Below are 22,571 nucleotides of genomic sequence, written 5' to 3'. Positions count from 1 at the left end.
GAAAGGTGGGTGATTCGTCCAAATGAGTACAGGTACGATTAAAAAAGTAGCAGGACCGCTGGTTATCGCAGAAGGAATGCGGGATGCCAACATGTTCGACGTTGTACGTGTTAGTAACCAGCGACTGATTGGAGAAATCATCGAGATGCACGGGGATGAGGCATCAATTCAGGTATATGAGGAGACATCAGGCTTAGGACCGGGAGAGCCGGTAGAATCTATGGAGGTTCCGATGTCTGTTGAACTTGGGCCTGGTCTTATCGCAAGCATTTACGATGGTATCCAGCGTCCGCTTGACGATATTATGAAGGTTTCAGGAAACAGCCTGCAGCGTGGCGTTGAGGTTGCTTCCCTGAAGAGAGACAAGAAATGGGAATTTGTCCCGGTTGCAAATGTTGGGGACGAGGTAGAAGCAGGCGATATATTAGGCACCGTGCAGGAGACCATCGTTGTTCAGCAGAAGATTATGGTTCCTTATGGAATCAAGGGTACGGTAAAAGAGATCAAATCAGGCGAATTTACAGTAGAAGACGTGGTGGCAGTAGTTGCAACGGAAGATGGAGACAAAGAACTTACGATGCTCCAGAGATGGCCGGTTCGTAAAGGACGTCCCTATGTAAAGAAACTTCCGCCGGAGAAGCCATTGGTAACCGGACAGCGCGTTGTCGATACGTTCTTCCCAATTGCCAAAGGCGGCGTTGCCGCCGTTCCCGGACCTTTCGGAAGCGGCAAGACCGTAATCCAGCATCAGCTGGCAAAATGGGCTGAGGCAGATATTGTAGTATATATCGGCTGCGGCGAGCGTGGAAATGAGATGACGGACGTTCTGAACGAGTTCCCGGAACTGAAAGACCCGAAGACAGGCCAGTCACTGATGCAAAGGACTGTTCTGATCGCCAATACGTCAGATATGCCGGTTGCTGCCCGTGAGGCATCCATCTATACAGGCATTACGATTGCGGAATACTTCCGCGATATGGGATATTCCGTAGCCCTGATGGCAGATTCCACATCCCGGTGGGCAGAGGCCCTTCGAGAGATGTCAGGACGTCTGGAAGAGATGCCTGGCGAGGAAGGATACCCTGCATATCTTGGAAGCCGTCTGGCGCAGTTCTATGAAAGAGCCGGACATGTGATTTCACTAGGCAAAGACCAGAGAGAAGGAGCGCTGTCCGTAATCGGAGCCGTATCCCCTCCGGGCGGCGATATTTCCGAGCCTGTATCCCAGGCGACCCTGCGTATTGTCAAGGTATTCTGGGGACTGGATTCGGCTCTGGCTTACAAGCGTCACTTCCCGGCGATCAACTGGCTGACCAGTTATTCTCTGTATGTCGATAATATGGCAGACTGGTTCAACAGCGAGGTTGCTGGGGACTGGATGGAAGACCGCCAGAAGATGATGAGCCTTCTGCAGGAAGAGGCAGAACTTGACGAGATCGTTAAGATGGTAGGTATGGATGCGCTGTCGCCGACAGACCGCCTTAAGATGGAAGCGGCAAGATCCATCCGTGAGGACTTCCTGCACCAGAACTCTTTCCATGAGATTGACACTTATACCTCTCTGAGGAAGCAATACCTGATGATGAAACTGGTTCTCGCGTTCTATGAGGAGGCTTCCGAGGCGCTGACAAAAGGCGCTTCTATGCAGATCCTGATCAACATGGAGGTAAGAGAGAGAATCGGGCGTTACAAATATACGCTGGATGCTGATATTGAGACAGAGTATGAAAAGATATTAAATGAACTGCATACCGAGATCGCAGGTGCATTCGGGAAGGAGGACTTCTAATTATGCCAAAAGAATATAGAACCATACAAGAAGTTGCCGGCCCTCTGATGCTGGTGCGCGGAGTAGAAAACGTATCTTATGATGAATTAGGAGAGATCGAGCTTGCCAGCGGAGAGAGACGCCGCTGCAAGGTTCTGGAGATCAACGGAAGTGATGCTCTGGTTCAGTTATTCGAGAGTGCTACCGGTATCAACTTAAGCAACAGTAAAGTGCGTTTCCTTGGACGAAGCATGGAACTGGGAGTATCCGGCGACATGCTGGGCCGTGTATTCGACGGCCTGGGCCGCCCGATCGATGACGGCCCGGAGATTCTGCCTGAGGAAAGAAGAGATATTAATGGACTGCCTATGAACCCGGCAGCCAGAAGTTACCCTGAGGAGTTCATCCAGACAGGCGTATCCGCTATCGACGGACTAAATACGCTGGTACGTGGACAGAAACTTCCGATCTTCTCCGCGTCCGGTCTTCCGCATGCCAATCTGGCAGCGCAGATTGCGAGACAGGCCAAGGTTCGCGGAACAGACGAGAACTTCGCCGTTGTATTCGCGGCTATGGGTATTACCTTCGAGGAATCCAACTTCTTCGTTGAATCATTTAAAGAAACAGGAGCTATTGACAGGACCGTATTATTTATCAACCTGGCAAATGACCCGGCTATCGAGCGTATTTCCACGCCTCGTATGGCGCTGACGGCAGCAGAATATCTGGCATTCGAGAAGGATATGCATGTATTGGTTATTCTGACTGATATCACCAACTATGCAGATGCCCTCCGTGAAGTATCTGCCGCGCGTAAAGAAGTTCCCGGACGTCGTGGCTATCCTGGATATATGTACACGGATCTTGCGTCCCTCTATGAGAGAGCGGGACGTCAGAAAGGCAAGAAGGGAAGTATTACCATGATCCCGATCCTTACCATGCCTGAGGATGACAAGACTCATCCGATCCCTGACCTGACGGGATACATTACAGAGGGACAGATCATCTTAAGCCGTGACCTGTACAGAAAAGGCGTTCAGCCGCCGATCGACGTACTGCCTTCCCTTTCCCGTCTGAAAGATAAAGGTATCGGCGAAGGTAAGACAAGGGCTGACCACTCCAATACGCTCAACCAGCTCTTCGCCGCATATGCGCGAGGCAAGGACGCGAAAGAACTTATGACCATCTTAGGCGAGGCCGCCTTGACAGAGATTGACCTTCTCTATGCGAAGTTTGCCGATGCATTCGAGAAGGAGTATGTATCGCAAGGCTACAACACCGATCGCTCCATCGAAGAGACGCTGGAAATCGGCTGGAAGCTCCTCTCCATGCTGCCAAGAGCCGAATTAAAACGAATCGACGACAAATTCTTAGATTTATATTATGGTAAGCAGTAAGCCGTGCGCAGATTTACAGAAATCCCCGTGCAAGCTTGCTTGAGAAAGGGGATTTCTGTAAAGGTGCATAGGGCGCGAGCCCGCAGCGAGAAGAAGCGAAGCGGAATCGAGCTGGCACGGCGTCCGACAGCGGAGAAAGAGAAATCCCCGTGCAAGCTTGCTTGAGAAAGGGGATTTCTGTAAAGGTGCATAGGGCGCGAGCCCGCAGCGAGAAGAAGCGAAGCGGAATCGAGCTGGCACGGCGTCCGGCAGCGGAGAAAGAGAAATCCCCGAGCAAGCTTGCTTGAGAAAGGGGATTTCTGTAAAGGTGCATAGGGCGCGAGCCCGCAGCGAGATGTAGCGAAGCGGAATCGAGCTGGCACGGCGTCCGACAGCGGAGAAAGAGAAATCCCCGAGCAAGCGTGCTTGAGAAAGGGGATTTCTGTAAAGGTGCATAGGGCGCAAGCCCGCAGCGAGATGTAGCGAATAAGGAGGTGGATGATAGATGGCATCTACGCAGGTGACTCCTACCCGTATGGAGTTGACCAAGACAAAAAGAAAATTAGTCACTGCCGTCAAAGGCCATAAGCTTTTGAAAGATAAGCGTGACGAACTGATGCGCCAGTTCCTGGATCTGGTTCGTGAGAACATGGAACTGCGTCTGAAAGTAGAAGCCGGAATCCGCTCTGCAAATAAGAATTTTGTCATAGCCAAGGCCGGAATGGACGAAGCTACGCTTAATACAGCGCTAATGGCGCCAAAGCAGGAGGTAAACCTCGAGGTAGGTAAGAAGAATGTCATGAGTGTCAATATCCCGGTCTTTGAGACGAAGACCAGGACGGCGGACGCCAATGACATCTACTCTTACGGCTTCGCATTTACTTCCAGCGATCTGGATGGTGCCGTAAAGTCACTGGCAGATATACTGCCGGATATGCTGAAACTTGCGGAGACGGAAAAAGCGTGCCAGCTTATGGCGGTTGAAATCGAGAAGACGAGACGCCGTGTAAATGCGTTGGAACACGTTATTATTCCGGAAGCACAGAAAAACATCAAGTATATTACGATGAAGTTGGATGAGAACGAGAGAAGTTCCCAGATTCGTCTGATGAAAGTAAAAGATATGATGCTTGAAGAAGCGCATCATTACAGTGAGAGAGCCTGATATAAGAAAGGCAGATACAGGCGGATGGCGTATGTCATCCGCCTGTATGCTTGTTGTTTTATATTTTCGCCTGGTTCCGGATTTTTAGTTCTGAGGAAAAGCAATTAAAAATTCCAATATGATTATAAGAAGAATAGAATGCAAGGAAAGTAGGGCAAGTAACATTGTGAATCCTAACGCATATGATAAGATAGATACTTATCTTAGGAGCGTGCGTACATGGACGATCGACTGCCTTACTACATGGCTTACCCGATGCCTTTACTCTATGATGACGACAGGATTGCCAGAAGGGACCTGGATTACATGAAAAGCCTCTATCCTGCAGCGGCAAAACGTCTGATCCCATATATCGAAGAAGAATGCGACCGGCTGGAATATGAAGGAAGCATGATGTATGACGAATATCCGGATCAGCTGCAGCTTCGGCTGATGTGCAGAAGAATTTATGACCAAGTGGCACAAGAGGAGGAGAATCCGGGCGAATGGCTGAAGGATCTGATTCAGGTGATGGCATATCAGGAATTATGCAACAGGCGAAGCGAATACAGGAATTTCAAAAGAAAATTTTACTAATGAAAGAAAGGGGCCAGACCTTGGGATAAAAGGGTCTGACTCCTTTTGGATTTGCAGGAGGGTAGACAAAAAAGGTTCTTGTGTGTTAAAATACTCACCAAAGACACTAGGGGAGGACAGCCGGATATGGATAATATCATATTGATTGGCATGCCAGCAGCGGGTAAAAGCACGATAGGCGTCGTAATCGCAAAACGCCTGGGATACCAGTTTGTGGATACAGATATTCTGATTCAGGAAGAAGAAGGAAAACTGCTGAAAGATATTATTGCGGAAAAGGGAATCGATGGTTTTCTGGAAGTGGAAGACCGTGTAAATGCGAAGGTAGATACGTGGCATACGGTAATATCGCCGGGAGGCAGCGTAGTATATTGCGAAAATGCCATGAAACATTATAAAGAGATTGGTAAAATAGTATATTTGCAGGCATCTTTTGACACAATAAATAAAAGGTTGAAGAATGCAAAAAACAGAGGCGTCGTGCTGAAAGAAGGCCAGTCTTTGAAGGGGCTGTATGATGAAAGAGTGCGCCTTTTTGAGAAATATGCGGATATTACCGTCTGTGAAGACGGATTAAGGTTGGAAGATACGATCCAGAAGGTTCTGGAGACTCTCGGTCAATAGTAAAATCCTGGAAAATATTACGGATAAATTACATAATTGTAAAAAATGTTTTACAAATTCAAATTCTATGGTATAATATCGAAGAATGCGAATAGAAAAAAATGGATAGATGAGAGTGAATAGATAGTAAATTTGAGGTGCAGTATGGAACAGTATATTATAAAAGGCGGCCATCCGCTGGTAGGAGAAGTAGAAATAGGCGGAGCAAAGAATGCCGCACTGGCGATTCTTGCCGCAGCAATTATGACAGATGAGACAGTACTGGTTGATAACCTTCCGGACGTTAACGATATCAATGTACTGCTGGATGCCATATCAGGCATCGGCGCGAATGTACACCGGGTTGACCGTCATACCGTAAAGATTAATGGTAAAGGCATTAACGATGTTAACATAGAATACGACTATATCAAGAAGATCCGCGCATCCTATTATCTCCTGGGCGCCCTGCTTGGAAAGTATAAGAGGGCGGAAGTTGCGCTTCCGGGCGGATGCAATATTGGCAGCAGGCCTATAGATCAGCATATCAAGGGGTTCCGTGCTCTGGGCGCGGATGTGGACATTGAGTATGGAAAGATTATGGCCGAAGCAGACCGTCTGGTGGGCAAGCATATATATTTTGACGTGGTAAGCGTTGGAGCTACCATCAATGTCATGATGGCTGCAACGATGGCAGATGGACTGACCATCATGGAAAATGTGGCAAAAGAGCCGCATGTAGTAGATGTTGCCAACTTCCTGAACAGCATGGGAGCCAATATCAGGGGCGCCGGGACAGACGTGATCAAGATTCGCGGCGTGCAGCGCCTGCACAGTACGGAGTATTCCGTAATTCCGGACCAGATCGAGGCCGGGACATTCATGTTCGCGGCAGCGGCCACAAAGGGAGATGTAACCGTCTTAAATGTAATTCCGAAGCATCTGGAGGCGACCATTGCAAAACTGGTGGAGATCGGATGCGAAGTGGAAGAGTTCGATGATGCTGTCCGCGTGGTTTCCAAAGGAGACTTGACCAGCACGCATGTGAAGACGCTGCCTTATCCGGGATTCCCGACAGACATGCAGCCCCAGATCGGGGTGACGCTGGCTCTGTGCCAGGGGACAAGTACGATCACGGAGAGCATCTTCGAGAACCGGTTCAAGTATCTGGATGAGCTGGCTAGAATGGGAGCCAACGTCAAGATCGAGGGCAACTCGGCAACGATTGAAGGCGTGAAGAAGTTCACGGGAGCAAGAGTGAGCGCGCCGGACTTGAGGGCAGGAGCTGCGCTCTGCATTGCTGGCCTTGCCACGGATGGAATCACGATCGTAGATGATATCGTATATATCCAGAGAGGATATGAAAGATTTGAAGATAAGCTTAGGGGTATCGGAGGAATCATCGAGAAGGTGGAGACGGAGAAAGATATCCAGAAGTTCAAATTAAAAGTTAGCTAGTCAGGCAGGATGGAGTTGAAAAATTCCATCCTAGTTTTATATTACGATGTTTTATGCCGGGGAAAGGGAGAGGTGCGAGGATGAAGAAGATTAAGAACAGGTACGCAATACTGGCGATTGCTTCCATCGTGAACTTTGTGCATGGCAATCCTTACATATGGACGGTATTCCAGCCCTATGTGAGGAAAGAATATGGTCTTTCCCTGGCCGCTTCCAGCCAGCCGTTCACGATCATTATCGGTATATTTGCTCTGGGAAACATGCTGGGAGGGTTCTTGCAGCATAAGGTAGGGGCGAAAAAGACGATACTTGCAGGAAGCCTTGTCATGTGCCTAGGATTTTTTCTGGCCGCGGTGGCGCCTAGTCATATGCCTTGGGTTATATCGCTGGGATATGGCGCCTTAGGAGGCCTGGGATCAGGCTGCGCGTTCAGCATGCTGGTGGCGGTGCCCCAGGGCTGGTTTCCGGACAAGCGGGGGCTGGTCACAGGAATTACGGTAGGAGTCATAGGAATCTCAGGGGTACTGATGAATCCATTGTGCGATTCCATACTGGCGGGATATGGGTACCGGACTGCCATGCTGGTGGTGACGGCAGTCTATGCGGTTCTCTGCCTGGGCGCCTTCTTCATCGAGGAAGCTCCGGAAGAACTGGCAAGCCAGGGCGGCGTGCTGACAGATGGGAGCACAAAGCCAGAGGGAGTGATAAGGACAGATGGAAGCGCAAAGCCGGATGAAAGCATAGAGGCGGCAATCCAGAGGCAGTTTACGACCCGGGAAATGATGCATACCAAGGCGTTCTATGCCATTGCCATCACCATGGCTCTGGCGGTTCCAGCATACGTACTGGTCAATCCTCTGATGAAGTCCCTGGGAATGAAGAGAGGGCTTACCAGCGCACAGGCGCTGGCGGGCGTCATGATCGCATCCTTTGCCAATATCATTGGGAGGTTTGCTATGCCCTGGCTGTCGGATCAGACCGGGCGCAAGGCGGTGATCCGGGTCATGTATGTGCTGGCTATGGTATCCATGGTGGGGCTTATTGCCGCCAGAGGCGGCTTGTTCATCCTGTTGATTTCCATAGTATGCCTGGTGTATGGAGGCGTGGTCAGCGTATTTCCGGTGCTGGTATCGGAGCATTTTGGCATGAAGTATCAGGGCATGAACTTTGGGGCAGTCATGCTGGGCTATGGGCTGGCATCCATCCTGTGTCCGTATCTGCTGGACATTGCAGGGCTTAATACTTCATTTCTCATCGCGGGGATCGCATGTGCGGCAGGATTGTGGGGAACCAGGTACTTTTAACAAGACATGATACAAATTCCATAAGGTGTATGTTGACAATTAGGGGAAAAGAGTGTAAAGTCTTATTCGTACATAGAACCATTAATTAAATATTGCAAACTTTCTCTTATTCAGAGCAGTGGAGATACAAAGGATCTATGAAGCTGCGGCAACCCCCGGCGCGTGGAAGGTGCCAACCTGAGCGAGTAATCGAACAATAAGAGGATTGGTTTATGATGATATAAACAGTCCGCTTTATGCGGGCTGTTTTTTGGAGTAGGCCTTGCGTCGCATGTCTCTTGAGCGCCGCAAGCCTGGAATAAATCCATCCAGGGAGAAAGTGTGCGAAAGGGCAAGTCCCTTTTAGTAGAAAAGGAGAGAATGTTATGGAAAAACTTTTATTTACGTCAGAATCAGTAACAGAAGGCCACCCGGACAAGATGTGCGACCAGATATCCGATGCGATCCTGGATGCGCTTATGGAGCAGGATCCCATGAGCCGCGTGGCATGCGAGACATGCACCACCACGGGCCTTGTACTTGTTATGGGAGAGATTACCACCAACGCTTACGTAGATATCCAGAAGATCGTCAGGGATACGGTAAGGGAGATTGGCTACACAAGAGGGAAGTTTGGATTTGACGCAGATACCTGCGGCGTGATCACGGCAATCGACGAGCAGTCCTCGGATATTGCCATGGGCGTTGACAGGGCGTTGGAAGCAAAGGAAAATAAAATGTCTGAACAAGAGATCGAGGCAATCGGCGCAGGAGATCAGGGAATGATGTTCGGCTACGCCACGGATGAAACCCCGGAACTGATGCCATACCCGATTGCCCTGGCTCACAAGCTGGCCAGAAAACTTACGGAAGTCAGGAAGAACGGAACGCTTCCCTATTTAAGGCCAGACGGCAAGACCCAGGTGACGGTGGAATACGACGAGGCAGGCGTTCCAAGACGCCTGGATGCGGTGGTGCTGTCAACCCAGCATGACCCGGATATCAGTCAGGAGCAGATTCATGAAGACATTAAGAAACATGTTTTCGAAGCGGTTATTCCACGGGGGATGATTGACGGGGATACGAAGTTCTTCATCAATCCCACAGGCCGATTTGTGATCGGCGGGCCTCATGGCGACAGCGGCCTTACAGGCCGCAAGATCATCGTAGACACCTATGGCGGAATGGCCCGCCATGGAGGCGGAGCATTCTCCGGCAAAGACTGCACGAAGGTAGACCGTTCCGCAGCCTATGCGGCCCGGTATGTTGCTAAGAATATCGTAGCGGCAGGGATTGCCAAGAAATGCGAGATCCAGCTGTCCTATGCCATTGGCGTGGCACATCCGACCTCTATCATGGTAGACACCTTTGGAACCGGCAGAATTGACGATGAGAAACTGGTAGAGATCATCCGCGAGAACTTTGACCTGCGTCCGGCAGGCATCATCAAGATGCTGGATCTGAGACGTCCGCTGTATAAGCAGACGGCGGCCTATGGCCATTTCGGCCGCACGGACATCGACCTTCCGTGGGAGAAGCTTGACAAGGTGGAAGTACTGAAGAAGTATTTATAAAAATTTTAGAAAAGTTTATGGGCGCTTTGATGTGAAGCGCCCTTTTTCATGCTATACTTTTCCTGGAGGGCATGAACGAATGAAGTTAAAGACAAGATTAAGCATCGCTTTTTTGACGCTTATTTTAATTCCAATAGTTCTGACCGTCACGATGGTTTGCTTGCTGGGACGGTATCAGATCAGTGCTATAGAAAAGACGTATGAGATCTCGGGAACCACGGTAAAGAGTTTCTCCAATTCTGTCCTTGTAATGTCAAGGCTTACGGAGAAGCCATACCATGAACTGGCCAAGATGGCAAAGAAGAATCCGCGCAAGATGGAGGACGCCACCTGCCTGGAGGAATTCAACCAGAAGCTGGAGGAGAAGAAGGCATACTTGCTGGTTCGCAAGGAAGGCACCATTATCTATGTGGGAACGGATATGGATGAGGCAAACCATGTGATCGGACAGCTCCCAGACTATGGGGAATCGGAGAATACCTCGGAAAACGGGATCTATCTGGGGGGAGAAGCCCAGGCGCTGATTAAACAGGTAGATTTCCACTATTCGGATGGGCAGGAGGGGAGTGCCTTTATTGTCACGGATGTGAGCAACATGATTCCGGAAGTGGAGGAATTCTTTGTGGATATGGTATTTGGAATCATCATTGTGCTGATTCTTACGGCGGCTTTGCTGATATTCTGGATTTACCGGGCGATCATGCGGCCGCTGGGGAAGATGCAGGTAGCGGCTAAGAATATCCGGGACGGGAATCTGGACTTTGAACTGGAGGCAGAATCCGAAGACGAGTTGGGAAGCCTGTGCCGGGATCTGGAACAGATGCGCTGCAGGCTGAAGGATAATGCAGAAGAAAAAATCAAATTCGACCGGGAGAATAAGGAACTGATCAGCAACATCTCCCATGACCTGAAGACACCGGTGACGGCAATCAAAGGCTATGCGGAGGGAATCATGGACGGGGTGGCGGATACGCCGGAAAAGATGGAAAGATATATCCGTACCATTTATAATAAAGCCAATGAGATGGATACGCTGATCAATGAGTTGACTCTTTACACTAAGATTGACACCAACAGGATTCCTTATAACTTTAATACGTTGTCGGTAAATGCCTATTTCGATGACTGCGTGGAAGATCTTTCCATAGAGCTGGAGTCAAAGAATGTGGAGTTTGGGTACTTCAATTACGTGGAAGGCAGCGTCAAGGTAATCGCAGATGCGGAGCAGATTAAGAGGGTCATCCACAATATTGTAAATAATTCCCTGAAGTATATGGATAAGCCGAAAGGGAAGATTAATCTCCGGGTGAAGGACGTAGGAGACTTCATACAGGTGGAACTGGAGGACAATGGAAAAGGGATCGCGGCCAAGGACCTGCCCAATATATTTGACAGGTTCTACCGGACGGATGCTTCACGGAATTCTTCCAAAGGAGGAAGCGGCATAGGGCTTTCCATCGTCAAGAAGATTATAGAAGAGCATGGCGGCAAGATATGGGCAACCAGCAGGGAGGAAACTGGAACGACCATGTATTTTGTCTTAAGAAAATATCAGGAGGTGCCGATTTCATGAGTAAGATATTGATAGTTGAGGACGAAGAGGCGATTGCAGATCTGGAAAAAGATTATCTGGAACTGAGCGGATTCAAGGTGGAGGTTGCCAATGACGGCGAGACGGGCCTTAAGAAGGCGCTGGGCGAGGAGTTTGACATGTTCATCCTGGATCTTATGCTTCCCGGGATTGATGGATTCGAGATCTGCAGGCAGATCAGGGATAAAAAGAATACGCCCATTATCATGGTGTCTGCCAAGAAGGATGACATTGACAAGATCCGTGGCCTTGGGCTTGGGGCGGACGACTATATGACCAAGCCATTCAGCCCCAGCGAGCTGGTGGCCCGGGTGAAGGCCCATCTGGCACGGTATGACCGCCTGACAGGAAGCGCGGTGGAGGCCAACAAGGTGATTGAGATCCGCGGCCTTAAGATTGATACCACAGCCAGGAGGGTGTGGGTGAATGAAGAAGAAAGGACATTTACCACGAAGGAATTCGATCTGCTTACCTTTCTTGCCAGCCATCCGAACCATGTGTATACAAAGGAAGAACTGTTCCGGGAGATATGGGACATGGAGTCTATCGGGGATATCGCCACGGTTACAGTACACATCAAGAAGATTCGGGAGAAGGTTGAGATGGATACCTCCAACCCTCAGTATATTGAGACGATATGGGGAGTTGGATACAGGTTCAAGGTATAGGACGGAACATATATTTCGGATATTCCGACAGATTGTATATGGAAGGCACGGGTCGTTTCGGCCTGTGCCTTTTGCAGTGCTGTTCCTGTGCCTGTTTCCTGGGGCGGCAGGAAACTGGATAAGGACCACTAGAAATAACCATATGAATGTGCTATCATAGTACGCAAAGTCTAAGGAATCAGGCGAATCGGCGCCAAAGGAGATAAGGTTATGCAGCAGAAAAAGCAGAATATCAGATGGAATACGATGCGGATATTGGTATTTGGATTCCTGGGAGTCATATTTGTTGGCGCAGTACTCCTATGGCTTCCGATATCCAACCAGCAGCCCATTGCTTTTATGGATTCGCTATTTACGGCGACTTCCGCAGTCTGCGTGACGGGCCTTGTCACCATAACGCCGGCGGCACAGTTTACCGTATTTGGCAAGGTTATATTACTATTTCTGATCCAGATAGGCGGACTGGGCGTAATTGCGTGCGCCACCGTATTTTTTCTGATTCTTCGCAGGCAGATTACCGTAAGGGAACGGGTGGTGATACAGGAGACCTACAACATGGACTCCCTCGGAGGCATGGTGGGCATGGTGAAGCGGGTGATTACCGGCACGTTCCTGGTGGAAGGGGCCGGAGCCTTTCTATATGCGTTTCAGTTCGTGCCGGAATTCGGGCTGGTACGGGGAATTTGCTATTCAATCTTCCATGCCGTGTCCGCTTTCTGTAATGCGGGAATTGATATATTGGGCGCCAACAGTCTTGCAGACTATGCCGGAAATCCGCTGATCAATATTACGACAATGTTGCTGATTATTCTAAGCGGCATCGGCTTCTCAGTGTGGCATGACGTGATCACCAATGGAAAACGGATATCCAGGCATGAGGTACCGAAAAAGTGGTGGTTTACCAGACTCAGGCTTCACTCAAAACTGGCAATCGTGACTACCCTGATTCTTCTTGCAATTGGGACGATTGCGACATTTCTGCTGGAGTACCATAATCCAGAGACTATGGGAGACTTTAGTTTCGGAAAGAAGGTTATGGCATCCATGTTCCAGTCGGTGACTACTAGGACGGCGGGATTCTTCACGGTATCCCAGTCAGGGCTGACGCAGGAGAGCAAGCTGCTTGACTGCATCCTGATGTTCATAGGAGGCTCCCCCGGCGGTACGGCCGGAGGGGTCAAGACGACGACGATCGCCATGCTGGTAATGGCTTGCATTACATTCGTGCGGGGCGGCAAGGATACGGAGTGCTTCGGAAGGAAGATCACCATGGAAAACTTCCGGACGGGATTCGCGGTGGCCATGCTGGCGTTCCTGGTATTTATTACCGGCACGGTGACTGTCTTGATCATAGAGCCCGCCAGCGTGCCGCTGATCAATGTGATGTATGAGACGGCGTCGGCCATAGGTACGGTGGGGCTTACGGCAGACCTGACGCCTAGCCTGGCCCGGGGAAGCCAGGCGGTCATTATGGCGCTTATGTATGTAGGAAGAATTGGCCCGCTGACGCTGGCCCTGGTATTCGCGGGGAAGCCGAATTACAGAGACAAGATTAGAGAATTGCCGGATGAACGGATTATGGTTGGATAATGGAGGAAGATTGAATGAAGAAGCAATATGCGGTATTTGGCCTTGGAAGCTTTGGAGAAAGTATAGCAGTGACTCTGCAGCGGCTGGGATGCGAAGTCGTGGCAGTAGATAATCATATGGAGAGGGTTCAGGAGATTTCCGACTCGGTATCCTATGCTATGAAAGCAGATATTGGAGACCCGGATGTCATCCGCACTATGGGCGCCAGGAATCTGGACGGCGTCATCGTGGCGGTGGCGGATGATATGGAAGCCAGCGTTATGGCTACCCTGGTGTCCAAGGAGATGGGAGTGCCCTATGTGATGGCAAAGGCAAAGAATAAGCTGCATGCCACCATATTGGAAAGGATTGGCGCGGACGCAGTCATTTTCCCGGAAAAGGAGATGGGGATACGAACGGCTAAGAATCTGGTGTCGGCAAATTTTGTGGACTGGATTGCCTTGTCGTCTGAATACAGCATCATGGAGATTGCCGTACCAAAAGACTGGGTAGGGAAGTCCTTGCAGGAACTGGATGTCAGGCGATCCCATGACGTGAATGTAGTGGGGATCAAAGTGGATGAGGACGTGGAAGTGAACCCGGATCCATTAAAACCTCTGGAAGCAGGAATGGTTCTGATCCTGGTTGGCTCCAACGACGCGCTGGAACAGTTATAGAAAGGAAGGGCAGCAATGATTACCAGTACCGCGAACGCCAAAGTCAAGCATTTGGCAAACCTGAAAAGAAAGAGAAAATTAAGGGATGAAGAAGGCGTATTTCTTGTGGAGGGAATTCGGATGTTTCGTGAAACACCGAAAATGCTGCTAAAAGAAGTTTATGCTTCGGAATCATTCTATAAAAAGGAGAGGCGCATGACGGATGAGGCACTAAAAGGCAGCGGCGCGTATCTGGAGATCCTGTCGGATACGGTTTTTGGCTATGTGTCGGATACGAAGACTCCTCAGGGAATCCTGTGCGTGGTCAAGCAGCTGGACTATAGACTGGAAGAAGCGGCGGCAGGCAGGGCGGCGCATTTGATTGTGCTGAACCGGCTGCAGGATCCAGGGAATCTGGGAACCATACTGCGCACGGCGGAGGGCGCAGGCGTGACGGGAATCCTGCTGGATCAGGAATGCGTGGATATCTACAATCCGAAGACCATCCGCTCTACCATGGGATCCATTTACCGGATGCCTTTCTATTATTCGCAGGATTTGAAGAAGGATATCGGACGTCTGAAGGATAAAGGGATCTGCATCTACGCCGCGCATCTAAATGGCAGGCAGGATTATGACGAGGCTGATTATACGAAGCCTTGCGCGTTCTTGATAGGCAATGAAGGAAACGGGCTGGATGAGGAAATCGCGCAGCAGGCGGATACCTATATAAAGATTCCGATGAAAGGCCGGGTAGAGTCTCTGAATGCGGCCATCGCCTCGTCGGTTCTGATGTTTGAAGCGGCACGGCAAAGAAGACATATGTAATTGCTTTATAACTTAAAGTATAGTAATATGGTAGAAAAGGAATACTATACTAATTAAGAAAAGAGAGGAAGGCTTATGCAGACAGTATATTGGTTGATATTATTTGTAATACTGCTGGTGATAGAGATCTTTACAATGGGGCTTACAACCATCTGGTTTGCAGGCGGAGCCCTGGTGGCATTTATCACAGGCATCCTGGGGTTTGGCATGGTGGTACAGGTAATTGTCTTTATTGTAGTGTCACTGGTGCTGCTGATTGCCACAAGGCCGATTGCAGTGAAGTTTTTTAACCAGGAGAGGCAGAAGACGAATGCGGAAAGCCTGATCGGGCAGCAGGCGTTGGTATTGGAAGATATAGATACGCTTCAATCAAAAGGACGGGTTGAAGTCAACGGTCAGGAATGGTCGGCAAAGACGGATGACCTGGACGGCAAGATTGCAAAGAATACAGTTGTAGTTATTGAAGGGATTCAAGGCGTAAAACTAATAGTGAGAGCCAGAGAGGAGAAGGGATGTTAGGATTAGGAGTAATTGGAATTGTTGTATTGATCATTGTTATTTTGGTACTGATCTCTTGTATCAGGATCGTCAGACAGGCGCAGGCGCTGGTTATTGAGAGGCTTGGAGCTTACCAGGCAACTTGGGGGACAGGGCTTCATTTTAAACTGCCGATCTTTGACCGTGTGGCAAGGAAGGTTGATTTAAAGGAGCAGGTCGTGGACTTTGCGCCGCAGCCGGTTATTACGAAGGATAATGTAACTATGAGAATTGACACGGTAGTATTCTACCAGATCACAGACCCGAAGATGTTCTGCTATGGAGTTGCCAATCCGATCATGGCAATTGAGAACCTGACGGCAACTACCCTGCGTAATATCATCGGCGACCTGGAACTGGATCAGACGCTGACATCCAGAGAGACGATCAACACGAAGATGAGGGCATCCCTTGATGTTGCCACAGATCCATGGGGCATCAAGGTAAACCGTGTAGAACTTAAGAACATCATCCCGCCGGCAGCCATCCAGGATGCGATGGAGAAGCAGATGAAGGCTGAGCGTGAGCGTCGTGAGGCAATCTTGCGCGCTGAAGGCGAGAAGAAGTCTACCATCCTTGTGGCGGAAGGACACAAAGAGTCCGCGATCCTGGATGCAGAGGCTGAGAAGCAGGCAGCCATCCTTCGCGCGGAAGCGAAGAAAGAAGCTATGATCCGCGAGGCGGAAGGCGAGGCTGAGGCAATCATGAAGGTACAGCAGGCGAATGCGGATGGTATCCGATTCCTGAAGGATGCGGGAGCGGATCAGGCAGTCCTTACCATCAAGAGCCTGGAAGCATTTGAGAAAGCAGCTGACGGAAAGGCTACTAAGATCATCATTCCATCAGAGATACAGGGAATGGCGGGACTGGTAAAATCCTTGACGGAAGTTGGAGCAAAAGACGACAATCCGAACTAGCATGAAAGGGTGTGGGACTTATGAAGCCCATCATTGACATGTCAAAAGAATATGGCCTTGTATTTGACGGCGGGGGAGCCAGGGGCGCTTACCAGATAGGCGCGTGGAAAGCGCTTGTGGAAGCCGGAGTAAAGATCAATGCAGTGGCAGGAACCAGCGTGGGCGCATTAAATGGCGCCCTCGTTTGCATGGGAGACGTAGATAAGGCAGAAGATATCTGGAGTAAGATGACATTTTCCACGGTCATGGATGTGGATGATGAATGGATGGAGCGCCTGTTTCACAAGCAGACTACGATCAAGGAGTTTCTGAACGAAGGCTGGAAAAAAATGAAAGACGGCGGGATCGATATTACCCCGCTTCGGAACCTGATCCACGAAGTGATTGACGAAGATGCCATAAGGAAGAGCGGCAAGGAATTCTGCCTGCTGACATTCTCATTGTCTGATTTCAGGGAACTGGACTTGAGCGTGGAGGATATTCCAGAGGGGCTTCTGGAGGATTTCCTGCTGGCCAGCGCATATCTCATCGGATTTAAAAATGAACGTCTCCACGGAAAGAAATATATCGATGGAGGCGTTATTAATAATGTACCCTTAAGTTCCCTCGTGGGCAGGGGATACGAAAATGTCATTGAGATTCGGATCTACGGGCCCGGAAGGGAGCCACGGGTCAAGATGCCTGAGAATGGGGTAAAATACGAAATCACTCCCCGTGTCAAGCTTGGCAGCATCATAGAATTTTCTGGAAAACGAAGCCGCCAGAATCTTCGAATCGGATATTTTGATGCCAAAAGGATGCTGTATGGGCTGGAAGGATTTATCTATTATCTGGAGCAGACCCATGAAGATGAATACTACGAGGAACTGCTCAGAGGCATCAGGGAGATCGAAAAAGCGGAGATCGGATTTGTGCTGAAACTGTCTTTGGGCTTCTCAGATAAGGAACTTTTTATGGGAATGCTGGAGGCTGCTGCAAAAATATTGCATATTCCCAAATATCAGATATACACAGTGGACCAATTATATGATATTGTATATAAGAAATACGAAACTTTACGAGATCAGATGAACCTTCCCAGGTTCGTGCATGTATTAATAGGAGTAAGAGAGGGACGGAAAATGGACTTAAAAGGAAGAAACTTTTTGACGCTGAAGGATTTTACGCCGGAAGAGATTACATATCTTCTTGATCTGGCTGCGGACCTTAAGGAAAAGAAGAAGAACGGAGTATTAGTTGACCATTATAGAGGCATGAATGTTGCGCTGATCTTCGAAAAGACCAGTACCAGAACACGCTGCTCTTTCGAAATAGCAGCCCATGACATGGGAATGGGGACTACCTATCTGGATCCCAGCGGTTCCCAGATCGGAAAGAAGGAGAGCATCGAGGATACGGCCCGCGTGCTGGGAAGAATGTTCGATGGCATAGAGTACCGTGGATACGGCCAGGGGATTGTGGAGGCTCTTGCCAAATATGCAGGCGTTCCGGTATGGAACGGGCTTACCAACGAGTATCATCCTACGCAGATGCTGGCTGACCTTCTGACAATCCGTGAGCATTTTGGAAGATTAGAGGGAATCAAACTGGTATATATGGGAGATGCGAGATACAACATGGGTAATTCCCTGATGATTGCCTGCGCCAAGATGGGAATGCACTTCGTTGCATGCACGACAAAGGCATATTTTCCAAATGAAGAGTTAGTAGAGACTTGCAAAGGGTATGCGAGGGAAAGCGGCGGCACGGTCACTCTTACTGAAGATGTTGATGAGGGGACCAAGAATGCTGACGTAATCTACACGGACGTGTGGGTATCCATGGGAGAGCCGGACGAGGTATGGGAAGAGAGAATCCGGGAACTGTCCCCTTATAAGGTGACGAAGAAGGTGATGGAGAATGCAGGGGAAGACGCGATCTTCCTGCACTGCCTGCCGGCATTCCATGACCTTAAGACAAGGATTGGCAAGGAAATTGAAGAAAAGTATGGCATCAGCGATATGGAAGTGACGGATGAAGTGTTTGAATCTGCCCAGTCCAAAGTATTCGATGAGGCAGAAAACCGGATGCATACCATCAAGGCAGTCATGGTTGCGACATTAGGAGAAAGATAGATTCATATGAAGTCAGAGATATTGCGCTTACTTAAGTCAAGCGATACTTACTTGTCCGGGCAGCAGATATGCGAACAGTTCCAGGTATCGCGCACCGCTGTGTGGAAGGTTATGGAACAACTGAAAAAAGAGGGATATCAGATTGAGGCGGTACGTAATAAAGGGTACCGCCTTGTAGATAGTCCGGATGTGATGTCAAAGGCGGAGATTGAGAGCCTGATCAGCACAAAATGGGCAGGAAGGCATGTGGTCTACTATGGCGAGACGGATTCTACCAATACCCGTGCCAAAGAGCAGGGGGAAAGAGGGGCAGAACACGGGACTCTGGTCATTGCCGACAAACAGAATGCCGGCAAGGGGCGCAGAGGCCGATCTTGGGAGTCGCCGCAAGGAACCAGCATATATATGACCATTTTGCTCCGCCCGGGTATAATGCCGGTAAAGGCGCCGCAGATGACGCTTCTGATGGCCATTGCAGCCACGCAAGGCATACGCAGGGTGACGGGACTTGAGGCTGGGATTAAGTGGCCCAATGATATTGTGAGCCTGACCGGAAAGAAACTCTGCGGCATCCTGACGGAGATGAGTGCGGAGATTGACTATATTAACTATGTAGTCATTGGGATCGGCGTCAATGTGAATCAGGAATTATTTTCGCAGGAGATCAAGGAGCGGGCGACCTCCCTTTGCCTGGAATTGGGGCATAAGGTACAGCGGTCGCAGTTGATAGCGGCGATTATGGAAAGTTTCGAAAAATGCTATGATAAGTTTATGGAGACCGAGGACTTATCCGGGCTAATGGAGGAGTATAATTCTCTTCTGGTAAACAGAGGAAGGGAAGTCAAGGTTTTGGAGCCGGGCCATGAATACGAGGCCTTTGCCATGGGAATCAACGAGACGGGAGAGTTGATCGTAAAGACGGCTGATGGGCAGGAGAAGAATATATTTGCAGGAGAAGTATCGGTCAGAGGAGTATATGGATATGTATGATGGAAAAGTAGTGCTGTGCGGCGCCAATTCTTATGAAGAGAAATATTATCTGAACCCGGATTTTGAGCAGCTGCCGGATACGGTGAAAAATGAACTTAAGATTATGTGCGTTCTCTACGTTCATGACGTGGGTGGCATTTTGACATTGGTCTATGAAGAAGACGGCGAACTTTGCTTCGAGGTTACTTCCGAAGAAGGTGATCCTATGTTCGACGAGATCGGGAGCCGGCTTAAGATAAAGGAACTGCAGAAGGAGAAGCAGGAATTGCTTCAGGCTCTGCAGGTTTATTACAAAGTATTCTTCCTTGGGGAAGAGGTATAGGAGGACAAGACATGCTGTTAGTAATAGATGTAGGGAATACGAATATTACGCTTGGCGCTTTCCGGGGAGATGAACTTCTTGGAACATACCGTATGACGACAAAGCAGCCAAGGACATCCGATGAATACGGAATTACGCTAAAAGAACTGGTGGAGCACCAGAGGGTGTCGAGTATGGATATCAATGCGGTCATTATCGCATCGGTAGTGCCGGATGTGATGCATTCGCTGGGCAGCGCGATTATCAAATATTTCGGTGTCAAGCCTATCGTGGTATCGGCAGGAATCAAGACGGGCATCCGCATCGTGACAGAGAATCCAAGACAAGTCGGATCGGATCGGATCGTGGATGCAGTCGCGGCATATACCCTTCACGGCGGACCGGTTATCGTGGTAGACTTCGGAACTGCCACTACATACGATCTCGTGGGGCAGGATGGAACCTTCGAAGCCGCTGTTACGGCGCCGGGCATCCGGACCTCCGCCCAGGCGATGTGGGGACAGGCAGCCATGCTCCCGGCGATCGAGATTAGGAAGCCAGAGTCCATCCTTGCCAAAGAGACCATCTCCAGCATGCAGGCCGGGCTGGTCTACGGGCAGATCGGACAGACAGAGTACATCATTAACCGCATGAAGAAAGAATCCGGCTACCCGGAGGCAAAGGTGGTTGCCACCGGAGGTCTTGGCAAGATCATAGCGCCGGAGACGAATGTGATTGATGTGTATGACTCCCAGTTGACGCTGAAAGGCCTGCGGATTATTTATGAAAAGAACCGACGGTAAGTAAGTTGACACGTAACATTTTTGCGATGAGCACGTAACACTTTTGAAAAGTGTTACGTGCTCATCGCAAAAATGTTACGTGTCAACTTGCAAAACTGGTGTGTAAAATTGACTCAAGGGGTGTGCAAAATTGGACATAGGTAACGTGAAACTAGAAAATCCATATATTCTGGCTCCCATGGCGGGGGTGACCGACCTGCCGTTTCGCCTGCTGTGCCAGGAACAAGGAGCCGGGCTTCTATGTATGGAGATGATCAGCGCTAAGGCGCTGCAGTATAAGAACAAGAATACAAAGACGCTGCTATCCATTCACCCGAAGGAGCATCCCGTATCTCTTCAGCTCTTCGGGTCTGATCCGTATATTATCAGCGAGATGGCGAAGCGGATTGAGGAACTTCCCTTTCAGATACTGGATATCAATATGGGGTGCCCGGTTCCAAAGGTGGTAAAGAACGGGGAAGGATCCGCACTTATGAAGAATCCGAGATTGATATATGACATCGTCTCCCGGACAGCAAAGGCCATCCGCAAGCCGGTCACGGCAAAGATCAGGAAGGGATTTGATGATGCCTGCATTAACGCGGTGGAGATCGCCCGCGTCATCGAGGAGGCAGGCGGCGCGGCGGTGGCAGTCCATGGGAGGACCAGGGAGGAGTATTATTCCGGGAAGGCTGACTGGAAGATCATCCGACAGGTGAAGGAAGCCGTCTCCATCCCGGTGATCGGCAACGGGGATGTGACTTCCGGAGAAAAGGCTCTGGCAATGCGGGAACAGACAGGATGCGACGGCGTGATGATCGGAAGAGGCGCGCAGGGCAATCCGTGGATATTTCGGGAACTTGTGGAATATGAAAGAACAGGCGCACTTCCTCCCAGGCCTTCAAAGCAGGAGATTAAGGACACCATGCTCCGCCATGCAAGGCTGCAGATCGAGTTCAAAGGGGACTATCTGGGAATCCGCGAGATGAGAAAACATGTAGCATGGTATACAAAAGGAATGGAAGGCTCGGCAAAACTGAGGGATGAGATTAATAAGGTAGAGTCATATGAGGAATTGGTAGAACTTTTAAATGCCAGAATCCGATAGGATTTGGATAATAAAAAAGACCTGTCCTACATATACTTAACCAATGCAGAATCCCGCAGTGAAAAATGTTGACATGACCGCCGGCTTTATGTATAATAATGGAATTGTGAAAGTGTCTTTATTTTACGGATAGACGGAGCAAGGGATTTTACATTTCAGAACGTATTTTTATAAATGGTAACGGAAGAAAGTATAAGAAAGAAAGGAAACGAGACACATGGAAGCAAAGAAAAGATTACTTACTTATGCAGGCCTAAAGGCGCTGGAAGACGAACTGGAAAACTTAAAGGTAGTAAAGCGTAAGGAAGTTGCCCAGAAGATTAAGGAAGCCAGGGAACAGGGCGACTTGTCTGAGAACGCGGAGTATGATGCTGCAAAAGACGAGCAGCGTGATATCGAGGCGCGCATCGAGGAACTGGAAGGCATCCTTAAGAATGCAGAAGTAGTTGTAGAAGATGAAGTAGATTACAATAAAATTAATGTTGGATGCACGGTCAAAGTGTTTGACAAGACATTTGACGAAGAGATGGAATTTAAGATTGTGGGCTCCACAGAGGCAAACAGCCTGGAAGGCAAGATATCCAATGAGTCTCCGGTAGGTCAGGCGCTGATTGGCTGCAAAGTTGGAGATACCGTGGAAGTAGAGACCCAGGCCGGCATAATGGAATATGAAGTATTAAACATTAGCCGTTCCTTATAATAGATAC

Annotated in this window: 21 protein-coding genes and 1 riboswitch; all 21 genes read left to right on the top strand. The window is 49.4% G+C overall.

The features are described 5' to 3' along the window. The first annotated feature begins 22 nt into the window (after positions 1–22). The 21 genes from HDCHBGLK_RS04525 to greA all read left to right on the top strand — a co-directional run bounded on the left by HDCHBGLK_RS04525 (position 23) and on the right by greA (position 22,564). A complete protein-coding gene (locus HDCHBGLK_RS04525; protein WP_004606524.1) occupies positions 23–1,789 on the top strand; it encodes a V-type ATP synthase subunit A in 1,767 nt (588 codons plus the stop codon). 2 nt (positions 1,790–1,791) lie between these two features. Then, the gene (locus HDCHBGLK_RS04520; RefSeq protein ID WP_004606523.1) at positions 1,792–3,165 is read left to right on the top strand and encodes a V-type ATP synthase subunit B; all 1,374 of its coding nucleotides are present in this window, start codon (positions 1,792–1,794) and stop codon (positions 3,163–3,165) included. A gap of 484 nt (positions 3,166–3,649) precedes the next feature. After that, positions 3,650–4,309 carry a V-type ATP synthase subunit D gene (locus HDCHBGLK_RS04515; RefSeq protein ID WP_004606521.1) on the top strand — a complete coding sequence of 220 codons (660 nt, stop codon included), beginning with the start codon at positions 3,650–3,652 and terminating at the stop codon, positions 4,307–4,309. A 219-nt stretch (positions 4,310–4,528) separates the two neighbouring features. After that, on the top strand, positions 4,529–4,885 hold the full coding sequence (locus tag HDCHBGLK_RS04510; RefSeq protein ID WP_004606519.1) for a hypothetical protein: 357 nt from the start codon (positions 4,529–4,531) through the stop codon (positions 4,883–4,885). Between the two features lie 126 nt (positions 4,886–5,011). Next, positions 5,012–5,509, top strand: a complete 498-nt coding sequence (locus HDCHBGLK_RS04505; RefSeq protein ID WP_009248306.1) for a shikimate kinase — start codon at positions 5,012–5,014, stop codon at positions 5,507–5,509. Between the two features lie 144 nt (positions 5,510–5,653). Beyond that, positions 5,654–6,946 carry a UDP-N-acetylglucosamine 1-carboxyvinyltransferase gene (locus tag HDCHBGLK_RS04500; protein ID WP_004606517.1) on the top strand — a complete coding sequence of 431 codons (1,293 nt, stop codon included), beginning with the start codon at positions 5,654–5,656 and terminating at the stop codon, positions 6,944–6,946. Positions 6,947–7,026: 80 nt separating this feature from the next. Then, positions 7,027–8,250, top strand: coding sequence for an MFS transporter (locus HDCHBGLK_RS04495; RefSeq protein ID WP_009248305.1), 1,224 nt, complete (start codon positions 7,027–7,029; stop codon positions 8,248–8,250). 103 nt (positions 8,251–8,353) lie between these two features. Continuing rightward, a riboswitch (SAM riboswitch) is annotated at positions 8,354–8,453 on the top strand. Positions 8,454–8,615: 162 nt separating this feature from the next. After that, on the top strand, positions 8,616–9,803 hold the full coding sequence (gene metK, locus HDCHBGLK_RS04490) for a methionine adenosyltransferase (RefSeq protein WP_004606515.1): 1,188 nt from the start codon (positions 8,616–8,618) through the stop codon (positions 9,801–9,803). Between the two features lie 79 nt (positions 9,804–9,882). Continuing rightward, on the top strand, positions 9,883–11,376 hold the full coding sequence (locus HDCHBGLK_RS04485) for a HAMP domain-containing sensor histidine kinase (protein ID WP_004606514.1): 1,494 nt from the start codon (positions 9,883–9,885) through the stop codon (positions 11,374–11,376). After that, on the top strand, positions 11,373–12,062 hold the full coding sequence (locus HDCHBGLK_RS04480; RefSeq protein WP_004606513.1) for a response regulator transcription factor: 690 nt from the start codon (positions 11,373–11,375) through the stop codon (positions 12,060–12,062). The genes HDCHBGLK_RS04485 and HDCHBGLK_RS04480 overlap by 4 nt, the downstream gene beginning before the upstream one ends. Positions 12,063–12,272: 210 nt before the next feature. Then, entirely contained in the window at positions 12,273–13,652 is a 1,380-nt protein-coding gene (locus HDCHBGLK_RS04475) for a TrkH family potassium uptake protein (protein WP_004606512.1), read from the top strand. Positions 13,653–13,666: 14 nt separating this feature from the next. Beyond that, a complete protein-coding gene (locus tag HDCHBGLK_RS04470; protein ID WP_004606511.1) occupies positions 13,667–14,308 on the top strand; it encodes a potassium channel family protein in 642 nt (213 codons plus the stop codon). Between the two features lie 15 nt (positions 14,309–14,323). After that, positions 14,324–15,115: a TrmH family RNA methyltransferase gene (locus HDCHBGLK_RS04465; RefSeq protein WP_004606510.1), complete on the top strand. Its 792-nt coding sequence runs from the start codon at positions 14,324–14,326 to the stop codon at positions 15,113–15,115. A 75-nt stretch (positions 15,116–15,190) separates the two neighbouring features. Next, complete coding sequence (locus tag HDCHBGLK_RS04460) at positions 15,191–15,634, top strand: NfeD family protein (protein WP_004606509.1); 444 nt, start codon at positions 15,191–15,193, stop codon at positions 15,632–15,634. Beyond that, complete coding sequence (locus HDCHBGLK_RS04455) at positions 15,628–16,569, top strand: SPFH domain-containing protein (protein ID WP_004606508.1); 942 nt, start codon at positions 15,628–15,630, stop codon at positions 16,567–16,569. Before HDCHBGLK_RS04460 ends, HDCHBGLK_RS04455 begins: the two co-directional genes overlap by 7 nt. Before the next feature lie 20 nt (positions 16,570–16,589). Beyond that, on the top strand, positions 16,590–18,683 hold the full coding sequence (argF, locus tag HDCHBGLK_RS19955; protein WP_004606507.1) for an ornithine carbamoyltransferase: 2,094 nt from the start codon (positions 16,590–16,592) through the stop codon (positions 18,681–18,683). Positions 18,684–18,689: 6 nt separating this feature from the next. Continuing rightward, positions 18,690–19,673 carry a biotin--[acetyl-CoA-carboxylase] ligase gene (locus tag HDCHBGLK_RS04445; protein ID WP_004606506.1) on the top strand — a complete coding sequence of 328 codons (984 nt, stop codon included), beginning with the start codon at positions 18,690–18,692 and terminating at the stop codon, positions 19,671–19,673. Further along, a complete protein-coding gene (locus tag HDCHBGLK_RS04440) occupies positions 19,666–19,995 on the top strand; it encodes a DUF6145 family protein (protein WP_009248303.1) in 330 nt (109 codons plus the stop codon). The genes HDCHBGLK_RS04445 and HDCHBGLK_RS04440 overlap by 8 nt, the downstream gene beginning before the upstream one ends. 11 nt (positions 19,996–20,006) lie before the next feature. Further along, positions 20,007–20,777, top strand: coding sequence for a type III pantothenate kinase (locus tag HDCHBGLK_RS04435; RefSeq protein ID WP_004606504.1), 771 nt, complete (start codon positions 20,007–20,009; stop codon positions 20,775–20,777). 178 nt (positions 20,778–20,955) lie between these two features. Continuing rightward, entirely contained in the window at positions 20,956–21,864 is a 909-nt protein-coding gene (gene dusB / locus HDCHBGLK_RS04430; RefSeq protein ID WP_230104889.1) for a tRNA dihydrouridine synthase DusB, read from the top strand. A 217-nt stretch (positions 21,865–22,081) separates the two neighbouring features. Continuing rightward, complete coding sequence (greA, locus tag HDCHBGLK_RS04425) at positions 22,082–22,564, top strand: transcription elongation factor GreA (RefSeq protein WP_004606502.1); 483 nt, start codon at positions 22,082–22,084, stop codon at positions 22,562–22,564. The last annotated feature ends 7 nt before the right edge of the window (positions 22,565–22,571 follow it).

The sequence above is a fragment of the [Clostridium] scindens ATCC 35704 genome (genome assembly GCF_004295125.1).
GTDB classification, from domain to species: domain Bacteria; phylum Bacillota; class Clostridia; order Lachnospirales; family Lachnospiraceae; genus Clostridium_AP; species Clostridium_AP scindens.
The sequence above is the reverse complement of the archived record's forward strand: the minus strand, read 5'-3'. Positions and strand labels throughout refer to the sequence as shown.

What these genes read in the sequence shown, in the direction of transcription:
- HDCHBGLK_RS04525 (WP_004606524.1), top strand. Translation starts at nt 23, where the DNA reads ATGAGTACAGGTACGATTAAAAAAGTAGCAGGACCGCTGGTTATCGCA.
- HDCHBGLK_RS04520 (WP_004606523.1), top strand. Translation starts at nt 1,792, where the DNA reads ATGCCAAAAGAATATAGAACCATACAAGAAGTTGCCGGCCCTCTGATG.
- HDCHBGLK_RS04515 (WP_004606521.1), top strand. Translation starts at nt 3,650, where the DNA reads ATGGCATCTACGCAGGTGACTCCTACCCGTATGGAGTTGACCAAGACA.
- HDCHBGLK_RS04510 (WP_004606519.1), top strand. Translation starts at nt 4,529, where the DNA reads ATGGACGATCGACTGCCTTACTACATGGCTTACCCGATGCCTTTACTC.
- HDCHBGLK_RS04505 (WP_009248306.1), top strand. Translation starts at nt 5,012, where the DNA reads ATGGATAATATCATATTGATTGGCATGCCAGCAGCGGGTAAAAGCACG.
- HDCHBGLK_RS04500 (WP_004606517.1), top strand. Translation starts at nt 5,654, where the DNA reads ATGGAACAGTATATTATAAAAGGCGGCCATCCGCTGGTAGGAGAAGTA.
- HDCHBGLK_RS04495 (WP_009248305.1), top strand. Translation starts at nt 7,027, where the DNA reads ATGAAGAAGATTAAGAACAGGTACGCAATACTGGCGATTGCTTCCATC.
- metK (WP_004606515.1), top strand. Translation starts at nt 8,616, where the DNA reads ATGGAAAAACTTTTATTTACGTCAGAATCAGTAACAGAAGGCCACCCG.
- HDCHBGLK_RS04485 (WP_004606514.1), top strand. Translation starts at nt 9,883, where the DNA reads ATGAAGTTAAAGACAAGATTAAGCATCGCTTTTTTGACGCTTATTTTA.
- HDCHBGLK_RS04480 (WP_004606513.1), top strand. Translation starts at nt 11,373, where the DNA reads ATGAGTAAGATATTGATAGTTGAGGACGAAGAGGCGATTGCAGATCTG.
- HDCHBGLK_RS04475 (WP_004606512.1), top strand. Translation starts at nt 12,273, where the DNA reads ATGCAGCAGAAAAAGCAGAATATCAGATGGAATACGATGCGGATATTG.
- HDCHBGLK_RS04470 (WP_004606511.1), top strand. Translation starts at nt 13,667, where the DNA reads ATGAAGAAGCAATATGCGGTATTTGGCCTTGGAAGCTTTGGAGAAAGT.
- HDCHBGLK_RS04465 (WP_004606510.1), top strand. Translation starts at nt 14,324, where the DNA reads ATGATTACCAGTACCGCGAACGCCAAAGTCAAGCATTTGGCAAACCTG.
- HDCHBGLK_RS04460 (WP_004606509.1), top strand. Translation starts at nt 15,191, where the DNA reads ATGCAGACAGTATATTGGTTGATATTATTTGTAATACTGCTGGTGATA.
- HDCHBGLK_RS04455 (WP_004606508.1), top strand. Translation starts at nt 15,628, where the DNA reads ATGTTAGGATTAGGAGTAATTGGAATTGTTGTATTGATCATTGTTATT.
- argF (WP_004606507.1), top strand. Translation starts at nt 16,590, where the DNA reads ATGAAGCCCATCATTGACATGTCAAAAGAATATGGCCTTGTATTTGAC.
- HDCHBGLK_RS04445 (WP_004606506.1), top strand. Translation starts at nt 18,690, where the DNA reads ATGAAGTCAGAGATATTGCGCTTACTTAAGTCAAGCGATACTTACTTG.
- HDCHBGLK_RS04440 (WP_009248303.1), top strand. Translation starts at nt 19,666, where the DNA reads ATGTATGATGGAAAAGTAGTGCTGTGCGGCGCCAATTCTTATGAAGAG.
- HDCHBGLK_RS04435 (WP_004606504.1), top strand. Translation starts at nt 20,007, where the DNA reads ATGCTGTTAGTAATAGATGTAGGGAATACGAATATTACGCTTGGCGCT.
- dusB (WP_230104889.1), top strand. Translation starts at nt 20,956, where the DNA reads ATGGCGGGGGTGACCGACCTGCCGTTTCGCCTGCTGTGCCAGGAACAA.
- greA (WP_004606502.1), top strand. Translation starts at nt 22,082, where the DNA reads ATGGAAGCAAAGAAAAGATTACTTACTTATGCAGGCCTAAAGGCGCTG.